The 22,639-nt window shown below is 25.6% G+C and carries 19 protein-coding genes; 4 read left to right on the plus strand and 15 right to left on the minus strand.

From position 1 onward, the window contains the following. Positions 1 to 258: 258 nt before the first annotated feature. From ACY1IQ_RS12240 to rsgA, 5 genes are all read right to left on the minus strand, one after another. Positions 259 to 831 carry a TetR/AcrR family transcriptional regulator gene (locus ACY1IQ_RS12240; RefSeq protein ID WP_461614189.1) on the minus strand — a complete coding sequence of 191 codons (573 nt, stop codon included), beginning with the start codon at positions 829 to 831 and terminating at the stop codon, positions 259 to 261. A 55-nt stretch (positions 832 to 886) separates the two neighbouring features. Further along, on the minus strand, positions 887 to 3,256 hold the full coding sequence (locus ACY1IQ_RS12245; RefSeq protein WP_461614190.1) for a YhgE/Pip domain-containing protein: 2,370 nt from the start codon (positions 3,254 to 3,256) through the stop codon (positions 887 to 889). A gap of 527 nt (positions 3,257 to 3,783) precedes the next feature. After that, positions 3,784 to 5,532, minus strand: coding sequence for a ribosomal protection-like ABC-F family protein (abc-f, locus tag ACY1IQ_RS12250; RefSeq protein ID WP_461614191.1), 1,749 nt, complete (start codon positions 5,530 to 5,532; stop codon positions 3,784 to 3,786). 492 nt (positions 5,533 to 6,024) lie between these two features. Then, the gene (locus ACY1IQ_RS12255; RefSeq protein WP_461614192.1) at positions 6,025 to 6,492 is read right to left on the minus strand and encodes a methylated-DNA--[protein]-cysteine S-methyltransferase; all 468 of its coding nucleotides are present in this window, start codon (positions 6,490 to 6,492) and stop codon (positions 6,025 to 6,027) included. A 74-nt stretch (positions 6,493 to 6,566) separates the two neighbouring features. Beyond that, entirely contained in the window at positions 6,567 to 7,640 is a 1,074-nt protein-coding gene (gene rsgA / locus ACY1IQ_RS12260; protein WP_461614193.1) for a ribosome small subunit-dependent GTPase A, read from the minus strand. 500 nt (positions 7,641 to 8,140) lie between these two features. Between rsgA and ACY1IQ_RS12265 the strand changes: the two genes are divergently transcribed. Then, positions 8,141 to 9,085: an NAD-dependent epimerase/dehydratase family protein gene (locus ACY1IQ_RS12265; RefSeq protein ID WP_461614194.1), complete on the plus strand. Its 945-nt coding sequence runs from the start codon at positions 8,141 to 8,143 to the stop codon at positions 9,083 to 9,085. Between the two features lie 138 nt (positions 9,086 to 9,223). Here ACY1IQ_RS12265 and ACY1IQ_RS12270 read toward each other — a convergent pair whose 3' ends face one another. The 6 genes from ACY1IQ_RS12270 to ACY1IQ_RS12295 form a co-directional block, all read right to left on the minus strand. Further along, positions 9,224 to 9,691, minus strand: coding sequence for a hypothetical protein (locus ACY1IQ_RS12270; protein WP_461614195.1), 468 nt, complete (start codon positions 9,689 to 9,691; stop codon positions 9,224 to 9,226). A gap of 379 nt (positions 9,692 to 10,070) precedes the next feature. Next, complete coding sequence (locus tag ACY1IQ_RS12275; RefSeq protein WP_461614196.1) at positions 10,071 to 12,209, minus strand: M1 family metallopeptidase; 2,139 nt, start codon at positions 12,207 to 12,209, stop codon at positions 10,071 to 10,073. Positions 12,210 to 12,432: 223 nt separating this feature from the next. Continuing rightward, positions 12,433 to 12,879, minus strand: a complete 447-nt coding sequence (locus ACY1IQ_RS12280) for an NUDIX domain-containing protein (protein WP_461614197.1) — start codon at positions 12,877 to 12,879, stop codon at positions 12,433 to 12,435. An 856-nt stretch (positions 12,880 to 13,735) separates the two neighbouring features. After that, complete coding sequence (locus ACY1IQ_RS12285) at positions 13,736 to 14,356, minus strand: DUF3793 family protein (RefSeq protein ID WP_461614198.1); 621 nt, start codon at positions 14,354 to 14,356, stop codon at positions 13,736 to 13,738. A 36-nt stretch (positions 14,357 to 14,392) separates the two neighbouring features. Next, positions 14,393 to 14,818, minus strand: coding sequence for a flavodoxin (locus tag ACY1IQ_RS12290; protein ID WP_461614199.1), 426 nt, complete (start codon positions 14,816 to 14,818; stop codon positions 14,393 to 14,395). A gap of 153 nt (positions 14,819 to 14,971) precedes the next feature. Further along, positions 14,972 to 15,751, minus strand: coding sequence for a GNAT family N-acetyltransferase (locus tag ACY1IQ_RS12295; protein WP_461614200.1), 780 nt, complete (start codon positions 15,749 to 15,751; stop codon positions 14,972 to 14,974). 148 nt (positions 15,752 to 15,899) lie between these two features. On the opposite strand from ACY1IQ_RS12295, the gene ACY1IQ_RS12300 reads away from it, so the two are divergent. From ACY1IQ_RS12300 to ACY1IQ_RS12310, 3 genes are all read left to right on the plus strand, one after another. Next, on the plus strand, positions 15,900 to 16,796 hold the full coding sequence (locus ACY1IQ_RS12300) for a hypothetical protein (protein WP_461614201.1): 897 nt from the start codon (positions 15,900 to 15,902) through the stop codon (positions 16,794 to 16,796). Between the two features lie 438 nt (positions 16,797 to 17,234). Beyond that, positions 17,235 to 17,441, plus strand: coding sequence for a hypothetical protein (locus tag ACY1IQ_RS12305; protein WP_461614202.1), 207 nt, complete (start codon positions 17,235 to 17,237; stop codon positions 17,439 to 17,441). 299 nt (positions 17,442 to 17,740) lie between these two features. After that, a complete protein-coding gene (locus ACY1IQ_RS12310) occupies positions 17,741 to 18,301 on the plus strand; it encodes a cob(I)yrinic acid a,c-diamide adenosyltransferase (RefSeq protein WP_461614203.1) in 561 nt (186 codons plus the stop codon). A 121-nt stretch (positions 18,302 to 18,422) separates the two neighbouring features. Here the strand turns inward: ACY1IQ_RS12310 and ACY1IQ_RS12315 are convergent, their stop codons facing one another. The 4 genes from ACY1IQ_RS12315 to ACY1IQ_RS12330 all read right to left on the minus strand — a co-directional run bounded on the left by ACY1IQ_RS12315 (position 18,423) and on the right by ACY1IQ_RS12330 (position 22,340). Further along, a complete protein-coding gene (locus ACY1IQ_RS12315; protein ID WP_461614204.1) occupies positions 18,423 to 18,905 on the minus strand; it encodes a peptide deformylase in 483 nt (160 codons plus the stop codon). A gap of 90 nt (positions 18,906 to 18,995) precedes the next feature. Beyond that, positions 18,996 to 19,928: a hypothetical protein gene (locus ACY1IQ_RS12320; protein WP_461614205.1), complete on the minus strand. Its 933-nt coding sequence runs from the start codon at positions 19,926 to 19,928 to the stop codon at positions 18,996 to 18,998. Positions 19,929 to 20,003: 75 nt separating this feature from the next. Next, positions 20,004 to 21,476 (minus strand): UDP-N-acetylmuramoyl-L-alanyl-D-glutamate--2,6-diaminopimelate ligase, encoded by a 1,473-nt coding sequence (locus tag ACY1IQ_RS12325; RefSeq protein WP_461614206.1) that lies wholly within the window; start codon positions 21,474 to 21,476, stop codon positions 20,004 to 20,006. Between the two features lie 219 nt (positions 21,477 to 21,695). After that, complete coding sequence (locus ACY1IQ_RS12330) at positions 21,696 to 22,340, minus strand: HD domain-containing protein (RefSeq protein WP_461614207.1); 645 nt, start codon at positions 22,338 to 22,340, stop codon at positions 21,696 to 21,698. Positions 22,341 to 22,639 lie beyond the last annotated feature (299 nt).

Here is a 22,639-nt window from a genome sequence, read left to right on the forward strand (position 1 = left end):
AACTTTTACTATGAATTAAAAATTAAGAATGAAGAATCATGGTTAGAACTCCACTGTCAAAGTCTTTGGAGTTTTTCAAAATAAATTTCATCCTAAATTTTTCATTTTTAATTATTAATCCTTAATTTCTAAGAATTTAAACTATTTTTATAAAAAATTTATTTTCCACAGTATATATTAAGTTTTCACATTGTATCCCTATAATCTAAAAAATACCCCTAGGATATTATCTAATTTAGTTAATATCCTAGAGGTATTTTATTTATTTAAGCTTATTCCTTTTGATATATACGCTATAAGTTTTTCAGTTAATTCATTTACATCATATTTGTCTTCATTGATTATATCATATATAGCTAGAGTACATAGTCCTCCAAAGAAGGTATATGTTAAAAACTCAGAATCATTTTTTTCTATTACTCCAGCTTCTATAGCTTTTTTAATATGATTCGATAAATATTCTATGTGTTCTTTAATGGTAATTCTAAGATCTTTTTGTCTTTCTTCATTTCCCCATAGCTCACTTAGCGCAACTCTAAAAAAATCTTTATACTCATGTACTATTTCTAATTGTATTTTAATTAATGCTCTTATCTTGTCAATAGGTTCTTGTTCAAGAGATAATACGCTTGAGCTTTTTTCTTCCATACTTTTTATGCCTTCATCTATAACATATTTAAAAAGCTCTTCTTTACTTTTAAAATGGTAATATAATGTTCCTTTGGCTACTCCTCCAACAATGGCTACGTCATCCATTGTGGCTCCATCATAACCTTTTGTCGAAAAAACCTTTATTGCAGAGTTTAAGATAGTTTCCTTTGTCTTACTCATATTCTCCTCCCAAAATCCCAATGGATAATTTAACATTAATTATACTACATAAGTACTAATCCATTAAAGCTTCTTCAACCCCATCTTTTACTTTTTCACTTAATTTATCTTTAAAGATTATTGTTAGCAGAATAAATCCAATTAAAAATGCTCCTAAGATAAGTGAATCTTTAATAACTATACTCATATTTGGTCCTGCTAATACTTCTCTTAATAAATCAACAGCATAAGTGAATGGTACAAATGGATGTATTACTGAAAATATCTTTGGTAAAGTTTCAACAGCAAATGTTCCTGAACAACTTACTAATTGCACAACTAAGGCTACTATACCTAAAAATTTTCCTATATCTCCAAATGTAAATATTAAGAATTGAAGTGCTGCCATAAATGTTAATGAAAGTAAGGCATTTAAGGAATAGTATAAAGCTATATTATCTGGTCTTATTCCTAGCACTAAAAGCATTGTACTAAGTATTACTGACTGTACTATACCTATTAAAGCATAGGACATAAATTTTCCTAAAACTATTGATACTTTACTAGTACCTTTTAAATCTTCATCTACTTTCTCTTTTACTAAGAAGAAACTAACTAACGCTCCTACCCATAATGATAATGGAATTAAATATGGTGCTAATCCTTCACCATAAGTTTCAACATTTCCTAAGAATGTTTTCTCTACCTTTGCTGGTTCTTCCATAAATTTTGAAAGTTCTTCGCTATTATGAATTAAAACTTTATCAGACTCTTTTACACCATCTTCTAACTCAGTAGCTAGTTTTTTAGATCCATCTTTAATTTTTGTTGATCCATCATATAGCTCAGATGTTCCCCCTGATAATTTATTTACACTTTCTAGTGCTGAAGGAATCTTATTATACATTGATTCAACACCTGTTCTTAATTTATTAGATCCTTCACTAAACATATCAAGTTTTTCTGACAAACTTGGTAATAGTGCTAAATATTCTTTACCTTGTGCTACTGCATGTTTTGCAGCTTGTATATTTCCTTGGTTCTTTTCAATATCTGATTTTATTTCATTAACTTGTGGTATTAAAGATTTTACAGCTGATAAATTACTCATGTTTTCTGGTGATAACATTGGTGCTATAGCATTAAGTGAACCTTTAGCATTTACCAATGTATCATTTATTTTTTGTATATCTTGAGGATTGATATTCAATCCATTAATTGTCTTTGAAATTGATTCTAAATTACCTGCTTCATTATTAACAGTACTAGTTACCATAACAGAACCCATAAGTAATTTTCCTTGTTCTTCTGTTATAGCTCCATTTGCTTGAAGTGATCCTATCAGTTTTAGTAATCCATCTTTATTATTTGCTATTGCTGCTGTTTGATTTAATATTCCTGAAGATTGTATTTGATTTAACTTTTCTCCTACTGAAGAAAGAGTTTGCATAGCATTAGCAACTTCTGAACTGTTAGTTATAGCTAAAATCTTATCAATTTTATTATTTAATTCATTAACTTCACTTTGCAATTCTTCCGGGTCACTTAACATTTTTTGAATCATTGGATTTGATAATGTAGCATTTATTTTTTCCATATCAATTTGTGCTAATCCATTTTCAAGTTGATAAGCATCATTTATTAATTTATCTAAACTTGCTTTATCTATTGAATCTAAATTTTCATTTAACATATATTCTACATTTTTAAATTTCTTATTTAGCATAGCAATGTTGTCATCTATAAGAACTACACCATTATATAAATTTTCTACCCCTTCTTTTACTTCAGGAACTTTTCCTGTTAAAAGATCTGTACCATCTTTTATCTTCTTAACTCCTTCATTAAGGCCTTCCATTCCCTTATTTAATTCTTTGCTACCGTCAACTGCTTTTATCAATTTGTCTTTAGTGTCATATACTTTATCTACAACTCTAGCAGTAGCCTTAAGAGATACGGATTGATTCAAATTCTTTTGTACTGTGTCCATTGCCACATCTACTGTTTTATTTGAAACATATCCTTTTTTCTTATTAGAAGTAAAATATATTACTGGTTCTTTCACTTCTTTGCTGTCAATGGGAGTAAACATGTCTTTTGAGAAGTTTTCAGGTATTTGAATCATAGCATAATATTTTTTATCTTCCATACCTTTATTTGCTTCTTCTAAAGATACAAACTGCCAATCTAAATTTTTATCTTCATTTAGCTTGTCAATTAAATCTTGTCCAAAATTATATCTTTTATCTTCTCTCATATAACCATTGTCTTCATTTACTACAGCAACCTTCATTTTATCTAAATTATTATATGGATCCCATGATCCAGCTAAATAAGTAAATCCATAAATAACAGGAATAACACAAATTCCTAAGGCTACTAAAATTTTAAAGACATTCTTGTTTATTTTGTTAAGATCTCTTTTAGTTACCTCTGTAACTTTCATGCAATCACCTCTCCGTAGTTTATTGTACTGACTAGTCAGTATTGTATTATAATACACTCATAGTTTTTAAAAATCAACCTTTTTTGACAAAAAACACGTCAATTTTATAACTTTTTTAGAGAAAAGTTCATGTAATTGTATACAAACAAAAAATAAAAATCATATTATATACATATATGTAACTAATAGTAATTAACGTAAAAATGTAAAATCTCATAAATTATTCTAATAAACAAAAAAAAGAATCTAATAGTAATTTTTATATTTACCACTAAACTCCATAGATTTTTAATTTTATATAAATTTTTTTCAAAAATAGCTAGTCAATATACTAATATGTTCTAGAGCTTTAAAAATATTTTTTTCTAACTATAATAATTTTAAAATTTTTAATATTTAATTCATATCTATTCTATTAACTTATAATACTCTTTTAATATAACCTAAAACCCTTTTAGCCTTAATACATAAAATAGTGATAGATTTTAATTAAAATCTATCACTATTTTCATGCTCTTTAACTATAATTATTTACTTTTAATTCTATCCGTTAATATAGATTTTTCCTTTAGAAGAATATTAAACTGTTGTTCCAGTTCTAAATATTTTTCATCTTTATTTGCAATCATACTTAATTTTCCTAACACTTCAGCAATTTTATTTTCAATTACCATAAGATTTGCTTTTAATTTATCTTCAGATAAGTCATTATTATTTTTTCTTAAATTTATATCTCTAATGTTTTTCTCATATCTTTTAATCATTTTATTTTCAATTACTATTATCTTATTACAAACTCTTTCCATCATATATCTATCATGAGAAACAATTATTATTGTACCTTCATAATTTATCAATGCTTCTTCTAATTGCTCTCTACTTAGTAGATCAATATGATTTTCCGGTTCATCTAAAATAATTAATGGATAATTTTTCAATATAAATCCCGCTAGCTTTACTTTCATTTTCTCCCCAAAGCTTAAATATTTTATTTTTGTATCTAAAATTCTATTACTTAAACCCATATTAAATAACATAGTTCTTACCTTCCCCATATCTTCTCTGGGAAGTTCACCTATTAATTCTAAGGGAGTAATTTCAATATCTAAATCTACTACATTTTGGCTTAAATATGCAATTTCAAGTGAGTCGCTAATCCACATTTCTCCGTTATTTAACTTTTCTTCACCAATTATTATTTTTATAAGAGTACTTTTACCGGTGCCATTTTCACCAAAAATTCCTATCTTTTCTCCTCTATTAATATAAAAGCTAGAATTATTAAATAATACATTTTTCTCAAAAGCCTTGCTTACATTTTTAAATTCTAAAAGTCTCTTTCCTCCTTTTGCATTAGAGTTAAATTCAAAATATATTTTTTTATCTTCTTTAGGTTTTTCCACACCGTCTACTTTTAATTTTTCTAATTTTTTAATTTTAGATTTAACTTGCACATCTTTCTTTTTAGCTTTAACTCTAAAATACTCTTTTCCTCCCATCTTATTTCCCGTTGCAAGTGCTTTTTTTCTAGATTCTCTATGAGCCTTTTCTGACCAATTCTTTAAATTATCAATATCTTCCTCAATCTTTTCTCTATAACTTTGTTCTTCCTTATACTGTTTAAGTTGTGCCTTAAATCTACGTTCTTTTTCTTCCTTGTAGAAACTATAGTTCCCCTGAAAAATTATAGACTTTCCATCTTCTATTTCTAGAATTTCATCCACAGCTTTATCTAAAAAGTATCTATCATGAGATATGATAATTACTGATCCATTAAATTTTTCAAGTTCACTTAAAAGCCAGTTAACTCCTTTGAAATCCATATTATTTGTAGGTTCATCTAAAATTAAAAGCTGTGGCTTAAAATTCCAAATATTAGCTAAAGATACTTTAGTTCTCTCTCCCCCACTTAAATTGTCAAGCCTAACATTATCCCAAGTATAAAATTTTTCAAGTCCCAATTCACTAGTATATTTAAGCATACTATAATTTAAAGTTATATCTTTATCATTTCTACTATTTGTCTTACATAATATATTAAGTTCATAAGAACCATTCTGTCTAAGATAAGCTGCTTTAATTTCTAGCTGGTGAAAAAGTATCTTTCCCTCATCTTTTTCTGATAGTCCAAAAATAATATCAACTAAAGTGCTCTTTCCTGCACCGTTTCTTCCTACAATCCCTAATATTTTATTTTTCTTTATATCTAAACTAACATCTTTTAATACTTCTACATTATCAAAATCTTTTTTTATATTTTTAAAAGATAACAACATAAATATTCCTCCTCAAAGCTATACATCTTCAAAAGATGCTTTATCTTTGGCTATTAAGAACATCTTGTTTTTAATTCTAAATCTATAATTAATACATACTAATAATAAACTTTTATTAAGTTAATTATTAATAAAAATCATTCTTACTCAAATATAAATATATTTTTCTTCATTTAGAAATAAAAAAAGTCATAAATAAACATACGTCTACTTATGACTTATTATGCTTTAATAAATTTTAAATTTAGAGCATAATATTCTTAAAATCATTATAAACCTCTGTTCTTAACAACCTAACCTAAAAGAATACATAATAAATAACCCCTTATTTAAGGCATCTAAAAAAAGATACCCAAGGTACTTTTATAAATTATTCTTTTAGAAAATATTAAATTTGGTTAGTTAAAAACAGAAATTCTCATTTTAGATATTACCTCCGAAATTTCATAAATATTTACACTATTATTATATCATTAATTTGGTCATTTAATACTAAAGATTTTTCTTTTCAAAATCTAAAAGCCACTGTTTCCTCCAAAGTTCTCCACCATATCCAACTAAATTGCCGTTACTTCCAATTATTCTATGGCATGGAACAATTATACTATGAGGATTTTTATTATTTGCTCCTCCTACAGCTCTTACTGCTTTAGGGTTATCTATTTTTTCTGCTATATCTTTATAGGAAGCAGTAGTTCCATAACTAACAGTAGTTAAAGCAGTCCATACTTTTTTTTGAAATTCTGTACCATTAACTATTAGTTTTAATTTAAAGTCCTTTCTCTTGCCACTAAAATATTCATCTAATTGAGTTAAACATTCTAACATTACTTCAGATAAGTTTTCATCATCTTCTCTACTTTCATCTAAAAAGTTTATATATATTATACCTTCCTCATTTCCCTGAACTGATATAACTCCTATAGGAGATTGATAATATGCTGTATATAAAGTTTCCATTTTCTCCTCCATTAATTTAGAATCTTTAGTTTTTCATTTTCTTTGCAGATGCCTAAAATTTATAATTATAACTATTAGTGTTTTCTTTTTTCATTATAAAACTTTTTACTTGCCTTAATCATATTTTTCTTATAATTTAATGCTTCAGATCTTTTTACCTTTCTTTCCATAAACTCCGCTTCTCTTTTTAATTTTAAATAACTATTAAATCTCTCAATAGTTAAGCTTCCGTCCTCTAAAGCTTTTCTAATTTGGCATCCTGGCTCGGTATCATGATTACAGTCTGAAAATTTGCACTTTGCTGCTAACTCCTCTATATCACTAAAACTAATACTAACCCCTTGAGAAGAATCATAGATTTGAAGCTCTCTCATTCCGGGAGTATCTATTACTACTCCTCCATTAGGAAGCAATATCAATTCTCTATGAGTTGTAGTATGCCTTCCTTTGTCGTCGCCTTCTCTAATATCACTAGTCTTTAGCTTTTCATCACCTAATAAGCTATTTATTAAAGTAGATTTCCCTACTCCTGAAGAACCTAAAAAAGCAACAGTTTTACCTTTTTTAACGTACTTTTTAACCTCTTCTATTCCTAAATTTAAAATTGAACTTATAACTATAGTATCTGTTCCTAAAGCTACTGATGATACTTCTAAGAGCTTTTCCTCTACATTATCACATAAATCTGCTTTTGTAAGTATAACCACTACTCCTGCACCACTATCATAGGCTACAGAAATATATCTTTCTAACTTTCTTATATTAAAATCATTATTAAGTGACATACAAATAAACACATAATCTATATTTACTGCTACTATTTGCTCTTCTATTTTTCTATCTGGAACCTTCCTTGAAAATTTACTTTTTCGACTTAGTATACCATAAATAATGGCTTCTCCATTCTTATCAGTATCTCTATCTAATACAACCCAATCTCCTACTGCTGGATAATCAGTCCTTCCATTAGAGTTATAAATTAATTTTCCTAAAACTTTAGCTATAACTGTATTTTCTTCCGTTATAACCTTATATAATCCCTTACTTTCAAAAGCAACTCTTCCTATATAAAAATCACTATATTTTTCTTCTATCTCTTTTATTAGTTCTTCATTTAGCCCTAAGTCATATAATCTTTTATAATTCATTTATTTCCTCCCAAATTTTAACTTTGGGTATAAAAATACCCTGAAATAGTGTTATAAACTACTCCAGGGAACTGTTCAAATTTATAATGTATAGCTAAATAAATATTGTATATATCATACCACAACATAAGAATATTAAAATTTTTTTAAATCTCTCAGTGATTCAAACTTTTAATATGCTAAGAAACCATACATACCTTGGAGTAGTTTTTATTAAAATTTAACTTTGCAAATAAAATTCTCTTTTTCATAAAACACCACTCCTTTCAAAATATTCTGTATTTATTTTATCACAATAAAATTTCTTAATTCAATAGTTTAATTACTCTTAGCTAAAATAACTATTCAAAGATAGTGTGTTATCTAATTATCTTATAGCTATTCATAATTATAATATGGTAAAAATACTAGATTGTCATAATTATGTAACATTCATAGAATATATTTATAATAAAATTACTATTAGTCCATAATGAAAACATTTAAGGAGCGATAGATTAATGTATAATGTTTTAATTTTAGGAGGTACAAACTTTGTAAGTAGTAACTTATGTAAACATTTAATATGCAAAGGTTATAATATAGATATACTTACAAGAGGCCTTAGAAAAATAAACTATCATGGATATAAAAACCATTTAATTTGCGACAGAAAAAATATTGATGAATTAAGAAAAGTGCTTTTAGGAAAAACCTATGATTATATATTAGATATAAGTGGATATACAAAAGAAGATGTAGAAAATATAATAGAAACTATAGATAGTAGTAAACTAAAAAAATATATTTTTTGTTCCTCAGGCGCTGTTTATAAAGAAAATCAAGACTTAATTTCCGAAGATTTTAAAAGAGGAGAAAACAAAAATTTTGGTGATTATGGGTTAAATAAAAAACTGGCAGAAGATTATTTGTTAGAAAAATCTAAAAAAGATAACTATCCTATTATAATTTTTAGGCCTACATATATTTATGGTGAAGAAAATAATTTATATAGAGAAGCTTATTTTTTTGATAAAATTTTAGATCAAGAACCTATTCCTATACCGTATGGCAATGTTAAAACTCAATTTATCCATATTGATGATTTGGTTAGAGCCTTTGAAAGTGCTATGAAGAGTAATGTAGTAGGAAAAGCTTATAATATTACTCATCCTAGAATAATAACCTTTAAAGAACTAGTAAAAACTTGTGGAAAAGTAATGAGAAAAACACCTATAATACGAGAAGTAAATACAGAAGAGTTTCCTTTTAGTCCTCGTTCATATTTTCCTTTTAGGAATATAAATTATATGCTTGATATTACTGAACTTATAAAAGATAATATATATATTCCTAAAATTGATTTAGAAGAAGGACTTAAAAAATCATTTTGTTGGTACTTAAATTCTACTGTAAAATTAGAGGATAATACCATGATCAATATAGATAAAGTGATTCTAGCGTAAAATATAAAATTTTAATATATATTTAAGAAATATATATTGAAAAATCGTGACTTTTAGTCACGATTTTTTAATTTCATCTTATAACTATAATTAAATTAATAATTATTAAAATTCATTTTAAATCTATTTTATAATCTATTATTCTAAAGTCTTCTTAAAGACTTTACCAATCATTATTTTTATAAAATAGCTTATTATTGTCACAAAAAATGATTCTAAAATAAAAGTTAGCACAAAACTTATTCTAAGATCTTGTGGATATAGTATTCTAAACCCATCTTTAGCAATTGCATAAGTAATTATAGATATGAATATTCCTATGATTATACTTTCTTTAAATAAGCTTAATTTTATCCTTTTAACTTCATTTATTTTTTTGGTTTTCATTATTATACCGTTTCCCCATAACTTTATAGAAAGATATAACATTCCTATTACAAGAGTAAAAAATGATATGGCAAACTCATAAAATGGCTTTTGTAATATAAAGAACTTATAAACTACATCTAAAAACAACCCTATTACTAATATAAAAATTGTATGCATTTCATAATTAGCAATTTCGCTTATAGTTTTTTCTTCTTCTTTAATCTCCTTATTATTCATAAATATAATCCTCCGATGTAAGTCATATTTAAAAATCAGTTAGTGTCAGTATGCTTTCATTATAATACATTATGAGAACCCAATAGTTCAAAAAATATATTTTTCTTTTCTGACACAGAATATATTTGGCATTTAAAATTAGTTATTTTCTTCATATAACTTAATAGAATTTAAGATAATATAATTGTAATATATTTCCTCAACTATTGTAACCCTATATAGTAAAATTGTAAACTAATTCACAGTTAATAAAGGGTATTTTCTAACTATTTTTATATTAAATTAAATCTTATTATTTATAAAGTAAATACTTCTCAAATCTATAAATATAATTTTAGAGACTATAAAAATGACGTAAGCATTGCTTACGCCATTTAAACTAATCCATTTGTAGGAAATCTGAATATGGATTTTTCTCTTTTTTATCTAGTAATCTTTCTCCATTATTAGAGTATACAATATATTCATAAAAGTTTGATCCAAATGAGGTACTTTTAGTAACTATATCTTGAGAAGTCTTCTCAAAATTTTCATCATCTAATATTTCACCATTCCAGAAAATTACTTCTGCTAAGTATTTTTCATTTTCAGGATTTTTATCTATAAATGCTCCAAATATATTTTCATTTTTTACATTTTTATCTGAAGTAAAGCCCTCTTTTGTAACTTTTTTATTTATTTTATTCTCTATTTTCTTATAAAAAGAGTTACTCCATGAATTTCCTAATATTATTAAGTTACTATTTTTTATCGTATTATCATCAACTTTATTATCTTCTACAACTTCAAAATTCACATTATTCATTTCATATTGTAAAGTAAGTTTTTCAATTAATTTATTTTGTGCTATATTTTCTTTTTCTGAAACGTCTGTTGCTTTTACTAATGTGACTTTTTCTTCATTTAATCTTCTATGCATAATTCTAGCTAAAGAAAGTTCTGGAGTACTTTCCATCTGAAATAAATTATCATATAATTCTTTTATACTTTTAGCTTGTAATTCTGCCTGTCTTTCTGGTGATAATTTATATTCATCACTTAAATCAAAATTAGGATCGTTTATTATATCATTAAAATGGTCTGCCACATCTTTACCACAAACTTCTTCTATTGTTTCTGTTAATCCTTTTATAGTAGCGTTTTTAAACTCATATTTATTGAAATAAGTTTGCATAAGCTTATCAAATTTTTCTTCACCAACTTTTTTGTAAAGTTCATATATTGCTGTTCTTCCTCTATCATAATAAACTTGGTTAGACATTCCATCAACTTCTTTATTAGTAGAAGTAATTTTTTTATTTGCTGGACCACTCTCATAAAGTAACATACTTTCAAAGCCATTTTCACTACCTTGAGTCTTATCTAAATAATAGTATGTTGAAAAGTCTGCAAAGCCTTCATCTAAGAAAGACTCTGTCTCTGAATTATTTCCAATAATACCATGGAACCATTGGTGAGCTATTTCATGAATAAATACTGAATTCTTTTTAGGATCATTCCCATCTACATTAAATCTTCCTAATTGTATTGCTCCTGTATATTCTATAGCAACTCCTTCGACATATGATTCAAATACATCAAATTCCTTATATGGATACTTACCAAATTTCTTACCAAAGAACTCAATAGCGTTAAAAGCTTCATCTATATATTCATTCATTAATTTATCCTTTTTCTCATCTTCACTTAAATAATGAATATTTACAGTAATACCATCTTTAGTTTTACTAGCTTTTTTGTAATCTTTACTAGCAAAGAAAACAAACTCTCTTGTATTTTCAGCCTTAGCTGAAACTATTTTTCTGTCTCCTTCTATTTTTTCTGTTTCAGTTCCTGTAATACCTACATTAAAATCTTTAGGGACATTTAAATTCACTTCATAATTTGAGGACTCGAAATAGTCTGTCTCAAAATCTTTACTATAAGGAATCTCATTCCACTTCTTTTCTTTCTCGTCATATACTGCAACTACTGGATACCAGTGAACTGCTGAAAAAACATCATTGTAATATGACAATCTATTCATTCCAAAAGGAATTTTTACCTCAAACTCTATATCAAAAGAAACTTCTTCTGAGTTTTTCAATGCTTTTTCTAGTTCTACCTTTAATACTTGATTTTCTTTTGTGAACTTTAATTCTTTTTCATCGCTGCTTTTAATAGATTTTATATCTATTCCCCCTAAAAAGTCTTCCGGCTTTTTATCTGGATTCTCCTTTGCTATCTTTTCATTACTATTTCTAAACATTTCAGTTTGTGTTTCTTTTTTATTATAAGCATCAGCAAAAACATTAAATGATATCTCTTTTAACTCATCTTTATATACATTTTTAAATTTAACATTTTGTTTTGCTGTTATAGTTTGATCTTTTTCATTTAAATTTGCATCTATTTTATAATTTATAAAACTGTTAAAATTATCAGCTTTACTTCCTGTAATATTTCCACATCCAACTAGCATTCCTGATATTATCATTGACGCTATTGCTAAAGATACAAGTTTTTTTGTACTTTTCATTTCCATTGCCTCCTAAAACTTTGCCTCATATATAAATTAAATTTACTCATTTATATTCTACTATAATTTTATATTTATAGTATTTTTTAGTCCATTCATCAGACTTACATTTTAAAAGTCCAATCTTACAATATTGTAACAAAATAAAGAGAATTAATTTCTCAGAATTAATTCCCTTTATAATTTCTAATCTCTTAATAAATATTAACCATTAAAAATTAAGCTATTTTTTATAATGTTCAATTAAATTTCTTAATTTTTCATACCATATTGGATAATAATTTAAGGCTTTACACTTCTTCTCTAGAAAAATAAAATATTTTATATCTATATCCTTAAAACTTTCATAATCATCTAGTGAAATATACTTTATATCCTCTAATGTCCTTTCCGGAAATTCCAAGTCATCCTCTTCTTGAGAAATATAACCTAAAATCGGAATTTGATTTCCTATATCTATTAAATAAGTATTGTCAACTATATTAAAAATGATTTTCCCATCTACATTAGCTTCCTCCCTCAGTTCTCTAATTACAGCTTCTTCTGGGGTTTCTCCCTCCTGTATTTTTCCACTAATAAAAAAGTGTCTAATTTGCCCATTAATTTTACCAATACCAAGTAACACGCTATCTTCTTCAATTATAACTACTTGTGCTCTTTCCTTTGACATATTATCACCTATCTTTATTAATATATTTAGTAAAAATCACATTTTAGGCAGATATGTTTAAAGCTATGTGAAATTTAAATTTATTTCTTACTTTAATTAATTCTCACAATCAAACTTTACAATATAAAATAATTAAATATATATTGAAAATTTTTCTATTATATATCAACTAAAATGTAATTTGCCTTTTATTATACCTTTTTATTATGTTTTTTCAAAATTTCATTAAATTTTAATTCATCAGCAACATATCTAAAGGATTTCATTTCAAAAATCTATTCATCAAAAAATTTAGATAAATTCACTTCTGTTCTTTTTTCTATAAAGTTATTAAATATATCAAAATCTACTTTTTCTTTACATTTATTATAAATTCTTTAATAGAATTAACTATATTATAAAGTACATACTAGCTTTATAAAGGAATAGCTATTGTATATATTGATTATTGTTTTAAACTATAATTAGTAACTTTAGGCAATACCATATTATTTCCCTACATTACACTTTTATACCCCTACTAATTGATATACATCTTAATATACTTTTATATAATTAGCTATAGATTTATTTAATTTCCATTTAAATTATATTGAAAATATAATTAATAAAACTTACATTATATTTCTACAAACTTTTCAAATTCCCTCTATAATTCATATAAATCCAAAAGATGGTTGCTTAGCCTACTAAATAAAATCTTATATTGAAAGCTATTTATATTTTTCAATTTATTTAAAATAAAATCCACAGCTTTAACTAATTTTTAGATAAAACTGTGGATTTTATAAGTTTGTTTGTATATCATGTACTAAAAAATATTATATATTTAAAGAAGATTGTTTTATCGATTTTCCTATGAGGCTATAGATAATACTTCTATAGCCTCGAATAGTTTTTTACCCTGACAAATGCTATTTACTATTTCTAGTTTTGCTTCATCAAAGTATTTAAAAGTTTGTAAGGCAGAGTCTTTATCATAATACACTTTCCAATATCCACAAAGTAAACATTCCTTATGTGGACTTTCTATAAATGTTTGTACATCCTGTAGTGGAAATCCTAAAAATATTCCCATTTCATGAGGACAAATTGAAACATCATATCTTTTTTTCAATACTTCTAGCTTTTCATCTATAGACATATTTGGTTCATAACCAAACTGTACTAAAAAATTTGTAACTCTTTTATCTTGTAATCTATTATTTAATAATTCTTCATTATAAAACAGCACTACTACTGCATTATTTGTTTCTTTTAATTCAAAGGCTTTCACCTTTAATCTATTTAATAATTCATGCTTATAACTTTTCCAGTTATTACACATGTTTTTATCATGGTTACATAGGGTTACAGTGGTAGCAGCCTTAAGCCTTTTAATTGTAGGGGCAATGTTATAGGCTATCACATTAAACATATATTCCACATCATTTAAAGTATTTATTTTTTCTCTAAAAGCTTTAACTGCTAACTTCACTGTAATCACTCCCTTAATATTTTGATGATGTTAAAACTACTTTGCTAATTCTTTACCAAGCTCTAAACACTCTTGTTCTTTATCTGAATCTGGTGTATAGTTAGCAATTAATCCTTCATTTACCACAATTGCACCATAACCAGTCATTCTTTCTTCCCAGTCTCTCATCCATTTTCCATCTCCCCATCCGTATGAACCAAACAGGGCTATTTTTTTTCCTTTTACAGCAGTTTCTATTGATTCAATAAAAGGTTCCATTTCTGATTCTTCTAAAACTTCATCTCCCATTGAAGGGCATCCTAAAGCAATCACGTCTGCACTATCTATATCACTAGCAGCTGCATTTGAAACAGCTTTTACTTCAACTTCTGCTCCTTCACTTTTAGCACCTTCTGCAATGAAGTTAGCCATAGATTCTGTATTTCCTGTACCACTCCAATAAATTATTGAAACTTTATTCATAATAACACTCCCTTTACGAAAATCACATTTAACTGAAAATGATTATCATTACCATCTATTTATATTATATTTGTTAATTTTGGGTTTGTCAACATCAAAAACCACATTTTTCATAAAAAAATGAAAAATGTGGTTTACTCAATAAATATATTTTTAAAAATTAACTATAACCCATACTGCTATATCCTCAAATCCTAAGTTTTTATATATGTTTTTTGCTTTAGGATTATCATAAAATAAGCAAGGAGTCCTTCCTTCATCTATAAGCTCTCTACATATCTTATAAACACAACTCATTGCATATCCCTTATTCCTATGATTATTGTGAGTCATAACAGAAACTATCATTGCTAATTGTTTACTTTCTGCTGTAGTCGCTGCAGAAGCTAAAATTTTATTATTCTCTTTAATGCAATATACTCTTCCAAAACCGCTATTAATTGCTGCTTTAATACTAGCAGGTGATGTTTTAAAATCATCAAATTCCTCTATGGTCTTTCTAAGACTATAAATTTCTTCTGCATCCTCCAGATTTGCTTTTATCACTGAAACATTTTCTTTTATTAATAATAAATTATCTAAATATGCAAATTGATTAAACTTTACTTTATCATAAGTTAATACAGATAATAACTTAGTTATAGAAATAAGTTCTCCCCAAATCTGCTCTTTATCTTTATAGCCATTTATAATCTTACAAAATCCTTCTGCATCGTAATCTTCTATTATAGAGTGAAAATAAAATTGAGTATTATGTTTTAATAGTATAGCTATATAATTGTAATTTTCATCAAATTCAGCCCATATCTCTTGTAACCTATCATCAAAACCAAATTTTTCTAAGCATCCTATAATACAAACATTAATTTCTTTATTTTTGTTTAGAAACTCTTCTAATTTTTCACTATGGCCTTCATTTAACTTTACAATCAAGTTGATTTCCTCCATAAAATTTCTAATATATAAATATATTCTATGAAATTAACATTTATGATTATAAAATTTATTTGAAAATAAGAATAATTAGGCCTTTATACTTCATATAATCTAACGATATCTCCATTTTGAAAGGAGCGTTTTTATGAAGTATTCTTTTAAACATATATTTTTATCAGTCATAAGTAAAAATAATACTGAAAAAACCTTAGACACTTTAAAGGAATATAATAGAATATTAGAAAATGCAAAAATTGAAACCTCTATTAAATTAAATAGATTTAAATATTTATGCTTAAACTGTAAATATATACATGAAATACTGTGTAGTGATCTTTCTTATATTTCTTTAGAAGAGATTGTGTCTAAAGATATTTTAGATAGTATTCATTTAGCAAATATCAACTATCCTACTGAAGATACTATTATAGAGCAGTTATTTATAAGCAATAAAATAATTCAAAATATAGAAAATAATTGTAAAAACTATAATAAATATATAAATGTAGTAAAGGATTTAAATAAATTTTTAAGGGATTGTAACATTAATTGCTCAAATGTAGAAAGACCGTATTTTCACTTCTCTAAAGATAAAAAGGGAAGTCCTATAGCCTTTTTTTGCCATATAAATTCACCAGACTTTTCTTATACTACAAATAATTTTAAAATTTATGGTTTTTATGGTGAGTATAAATCTCTATCACAAAAAGGTAATTATCTTCAAATGACTTTAGGATATAGCAATAATTTTACTTCTGTACTTGAGCTTAAAACTTTAGAAATTGGAAAAGAAAAAGATTCAGACAGAGGTGCAACTGCACTTCAATATTTAATTAAAACTTTAATTCCTGAGCTTAACCATATATTAGATAAAAAACTCAAAGAAGGAAATTTATCTTTAAGCAAGGAATTTAAAACTCAAATGCTTTATAGTAGAAATAATTCTATTTCTGAAGAAGATATTAATGATGATAGAATAAATTTTTATAAAAATAATGGTTTTACTATAAAAGGTAATAACTTTTATTTAAAACTTCAATAACCTTATATTTATACTGTATTTAACTTTACTAAAATATAAATATTAATTAATAGAGAAACAATATTATAAATTTACTTAAATATTTATAATATTACAATATTCATACAATTAAACCCCTTTTACAGAGAAAGGATATGAATTTATCACATCCTTTCTTTTTGTTGATTATATCGTATTTTTTTCATTATATAACATCTTAACTATTTATTTTCTAATTAATATCATATATCTACTCTTTTAATATATACATTATGAAATCAAGAAAATTATATATTAATCTAGTTTTTTTATTATATATATTTTTTATAATAATGCTTTCTTAATCACAATTTTTGATAATATTTATATATTATAAATAGGAGTAATTATAGATGGACAAGCCATTGATAAATTTGACATTAAAGATAATAATTATAAATTAGTTGGGGGTAATTAATTGTGAGTAATCAAGATTTATTTGGATCTTTTGGTTCTAACGACTGTTGGGATAGAGAAAGAAGATGTAGAAGAGAGTGCAGAAGAAGATGTGAAAGAAGATGCGAAAGATGTTGTAGAAGATGTTGTAGAAGAGACGACTGGAGTAATGATTGGGGTAATGGAGAAGATGACCTACTTGCTTTATTACTTCTTTTCGCCTTATTATAATCTTGTTTCTATTAAAGCAATATAGCGTTTTATAATAATACGCTTACTGAGATTAAGTAATAAAATTTTATATATTATAAATAATTTATAATTCTCTAGGATTGGTATTTAAATACCAATCCTTTTTAAGATTCTATTGATTGTTTAAAATATTTAGCAATAATCATTCAACTTACTTAATTACCTTTATCAACTAATAATCTTTCTCTCCTCTACAATTTAGTGTATAATTAAGATATAATCAAATACATACTAAAATAGATTAATAATATAAATATATAATTTCAGAGGTGATAACTATGGGTATTTATACAAAAGGTGGAGACAAAGGTTCAACTTCTAACCTAGCTGGAAACAGACTATTAAAATGTGACTTGTTAATTGATGTTCAAGGACATATAGATGAATTAAATAGTCATGTAGGATATTTAAATTCTATACTTTATTTAAATCAAGGTATTAAACCTTCTGCTAGAAAAGAAATTTCAACTTTCTTAGAAGAAATTCAACATAAACTATATGTAACTGGTGTGGAAATCTCCTTAGAATTTAAAGAACCTAAAATTAAATCAGAGGATGTTACTGCTCTTGAAGAAGCTATTGATAAAATGACTAATTCAATGCCGCCACAAACTCACTTTATTTTATACAGCGGCTCTCCAGAAGGGACTTATGCACATGTAGCAAGGGCTATAACTAGAAGAGCTGAAAGAGCTTTCGTTGAATTAATTCATGAGAGAAATATAAATGTAGGAGATAGCTATAAATATATAAATAGATTATCTGACTATTTCTTTACGCTATCTAGGTATTTAAATCATCTACAAGGTAAAAAAGAAACTATAATGGAACTAAAATAAAATATAATTTATAACATTATAAAAATGAGATTAAAATTTATAATTAATCTTAATCTCATTTTTTATCCTCAGTTCACAGTTAAGGGTGATGTTAAACTGTGAAGTGTTTTAATGCTATAATCTATATTTCTATCTTAAGTGATTTATCATTAATTGCTCTTTGTACAGCTAGTATCCCATCTAAATGATCATATTCATGTTGTAATAATTCTGATAAATCATCAGAAAGCAACATTTCACAATCATTCCATAATAAATCTTTATAAGAAATTTTACATTTTTTATATCTTGAAACTCTAACCTTTAGTTTTGGAAAACTCATACAATCATCCCAAAGTTCAAATTTTTCTTCATCAACAAACTGCAGTTTAGGATTAATAAATACTACTGGTTTATCAATATACATGTAAATAATTCTTTTAAATACATCAATTTGTGGTGCTGCTATTGCTCTTCCACATTTATATTTTTTTCTAAAATCTATTAAAGTATCGTGCAAATCTTCAGCTATTTTTTTCACTTCTTCTAATTCTTCTTCTCTTACTTCACTTGATACTTGATATAATTTTTCATTACCTAATAATAAGATTTCTCTTATAGCCATATGTTACTCCCCCTAAAACTATAATTTTTTTCATAAAGTTATGCTTTTTATAATAATTATATAAACTTAGATTCTTTAAATAAATATTCTTTATCTTAAAAATCCAAAATAATAACTTTCACCTTTTTCGATTATTTCTTTATTATCTTTCAATGTTTTATTACTAATAACAACTTTTATAACATCATTAATCATAGTTTCTTTTGCAATACTAATTAAATAGGCTGATCTACTAATCTTTCCTTTATCTTCATAGTATAAAAAGTCTTCAACTTCTCTAAATGCAACTATTTTTTGTTCCATATCGCCAATATAAATTTTTATATCTTCTTCACTTACTTTTGGCCAAATATTATTATTTTTATCCGATTCATTAATTACATACTTCATATTTTCTAATACTTTTGTTAAAGATATTGGAATAAAATGTATATTAACACTATGTTCACCATACCATCCGTGCAACCTATAAATTTCAAATTTATCTATTCTTACGTCTAACTCTATATCTTCAATTAAATTAACATCATATAGCCAGCATTCTAAGGCTTCTTTAGAATAATCTTTATTAAATATTGCTATATACTCCTCTTTCTCAGCTAAACATAATTCATAGTATCCTTCTTCATTTCCTATAACTTTAATATCATTATTGGTCAAAATCACTGGGTTTTTTACTGGTGTCCCATCAAAATAAGTAACTCTTCCATAAAGTTTTTTTAACTGTACTGGAATATTGTATTCGTCTCTATCTATAATTACTTTAATGTTAGTCATACTTTGAAATATTTCTTTTAAATCAACTTTTAAATTAAAAGTATTTTTTTTCACTAAAACAATACTTTTTATTAAAAGTTCATCATCACAATATACTTCGATATTCTTTTGTCCATCTTGAAAGTCTTCTCCACTTACTTTTATATATGGGTTATTATCTATATCCCAAACTTCTTTTTTTACTATACTTTCTATTGCAGTTTTAAATTTTGGATTATTATTAATAAATACTCTTAACTCTCCCATACCCTAAATTCCCCATCTTACTATATTAATTTATATAAAATATTTTTCCAACCCTAATTTCCTAGCTTTAAATTTTTATTTAAAACCAACTTTCTTTTTTAAATATTCTTTTACTACTTCCATATCATCAAATTTGATAGTTCTATCCTTTAAAATTTGATAAGTCTCATGACCTTTTCCAGCTATAACAATTACATCTCCAGGTTTTGCATTATCCATTGCAAAATGTATAGCTTCTTTTCTATCTAAAATTTTTTCATATGAACATTGAGTTTCTTTTATTCCCTCTTCAATATTATAGAGAATTTGTAATGGCTCTTCCGTTCTAGGATTATCGGATGTTATTACACAAAATTGTGAATTTTCGTCTGCTATTTTCCCCATTATAGGACGTTTGGTTTTGTCTCTATCACCACCACAGCCAAACACTGTAATAACTTTACCTTTTGCAAATCCCTTAACAGTAGTTAAAATATTCTTTAATGCATCTGGACTATGTGCATAATCAACAATTACAGTATATCTCTCTTCTGTATTTATTGCTTCTGCCCTTCCCCTTACAGTTTTTATATCTTGTATTGCTAAAATTATATCGTCAACTGTTAATCCTAAATGAAGACAAACTGCAATAGCTGCTAAAGAATTATAAACACTAAATAAGCCTGGAATTTTAATAACTACATCTTTTTCTTCCTTATTAAAACTTATTTTAAATCTTACTCCATCAGCTGATAAACTTATATCCTTTGCCATTAAATCTGCACTATTATTAATTCCATAGGTAAATATTTCAGCTGTAGCAGTATTTATTATATCTTTTGATGTACTATCATCTATATTTACTATAGCATATTTACATTTAGTAAATAACTTTAGTTTTGCATTTTTATAATTTTCCATAGTTTTATGGTCATCTAAATGGTCTTGGCTTAAATTTGTAAAAACCCCTATATCAAATATGCAATTATCTACTCGATGTAATTCTAATGCCATTGAGGATACTTCCATAATTACATCTTGAACTTTCTCCTCTACCATTTTTCTAAGTAGCATTTGAAGTTCTAAAGATTCTGGTGTTGTAGGTGTATTCTTTTCTACTTCTAAAATTTTATTTCCTATTCTATTATCGATAGTACCAATTGTACCAACTTTATGACCTAGATTTTCCAATATATTTGAAATCATAATAGATACTGAAGTCTTCCCATTAGTACCAGTTATTCCAACTAAATTTAATTCTTTTGACGGCTCATCATAAAATATACTTGATATTTTAGATAATACTTTCCTTATATTTTTAACCTTAATTACATTTACATCTTCAGAATTTATTTTTATTTCCTTTTCAACTAATATAGAAGTAGCACCATTTTTAATAGCGTCATCTATAAATTTATGACCATCCTCTTTAAACCCTTCTATACATACAAATAATGAATTTTTCTTTGTAATTCTTCTTGAATCATATGCAATTTCGCATACCTCTGCATTATCATTACCTTTTAGAATATCATATTCTATTTTGAATAATAACTCTTTTATATTCATAAAATTTCTCCTATTCTTTTTTAATTAATGGAGATCTATTTCTTTAATTAGTTCTATTAAATAATTTTTATAATCATTTTATGATAATATCCTTAATATACAAAGGGACGGTTCATTCTTTTTTTAATATATTATCTTTTATCTATTTAATATATTTTTTGATGAACCGTCCCTAAGAGCTTAAAATAAACATAAAATTTATTTACATATTTTTTAGCATTATTTAAATGTACTATCAACTACATCTGGTAATACATTATAAATGGATTTTTTCATTTTTTCTTCAAAATAATCTTTTAATTGAAAAGTAGCTTTCCATTTTGGTATTGTAAGTTCATTTACCCCATATCTTAAAGCTACATCAACCATTCTCTTTTCTAAAAGACAAAATCCACTTGGCAAAGCTAATGCATCACATAGCTGTATTAATTTATCATAATCATCAAATTCTACTTCTTCCAGATATTTTTTAAGAAAATTAAAATTCTCTTCAGTACTATCCCATTCATCCAAAATTATATTTATATTTTTATAAGGAAAAGAATGTGTAATGCAAATCCTTGCTAATGAACTATATCCTTTTTCCATAGCGTAATTATATCCGTCTATACTATGTCTTATTTTATATACCCCTACTCTTCTTCCAATATCATGAAGCATTCCTAATACTTCTGCAACTTCTGAATTTAAACCTTCTATATTCTCCGCTATTAATCTAGCAGCTTGTCCAGTATATTTAGAGTGTTCTACCCATGGACCTGGATTTAAACTTTCTGCTTCTTTTAAAATTAACTTTGCCTCTTCTAAAGTCGGAACTCCACTTAATATATTATTTTTCATAATTTCACCCTTACTCTTTAGCATGATCATTCTCTATAAATAATCATCTGCATATTTATTTACTTATATTTATACTATTATGTAAAACTTAATTAGCCTTTAATTATATTAAATATCTACATTTATTTTAAATTATAGACTATTGTAATAATTATATTTAGCTAATATAACAGATTCTATATGAAAATTATACCATATGTTTTCAATATCAGTATTACGGCTTCTACATTTACAGTTTTCATCTCAATGATGGATAATACGACTATTTATATTTATAAATTTTAATATAATATAAGGGACGGTTCATTATATATTTATAAAAT

Source organism: Clostridium sp. Marseille-QA1073 (assembly GCF_054863625.1).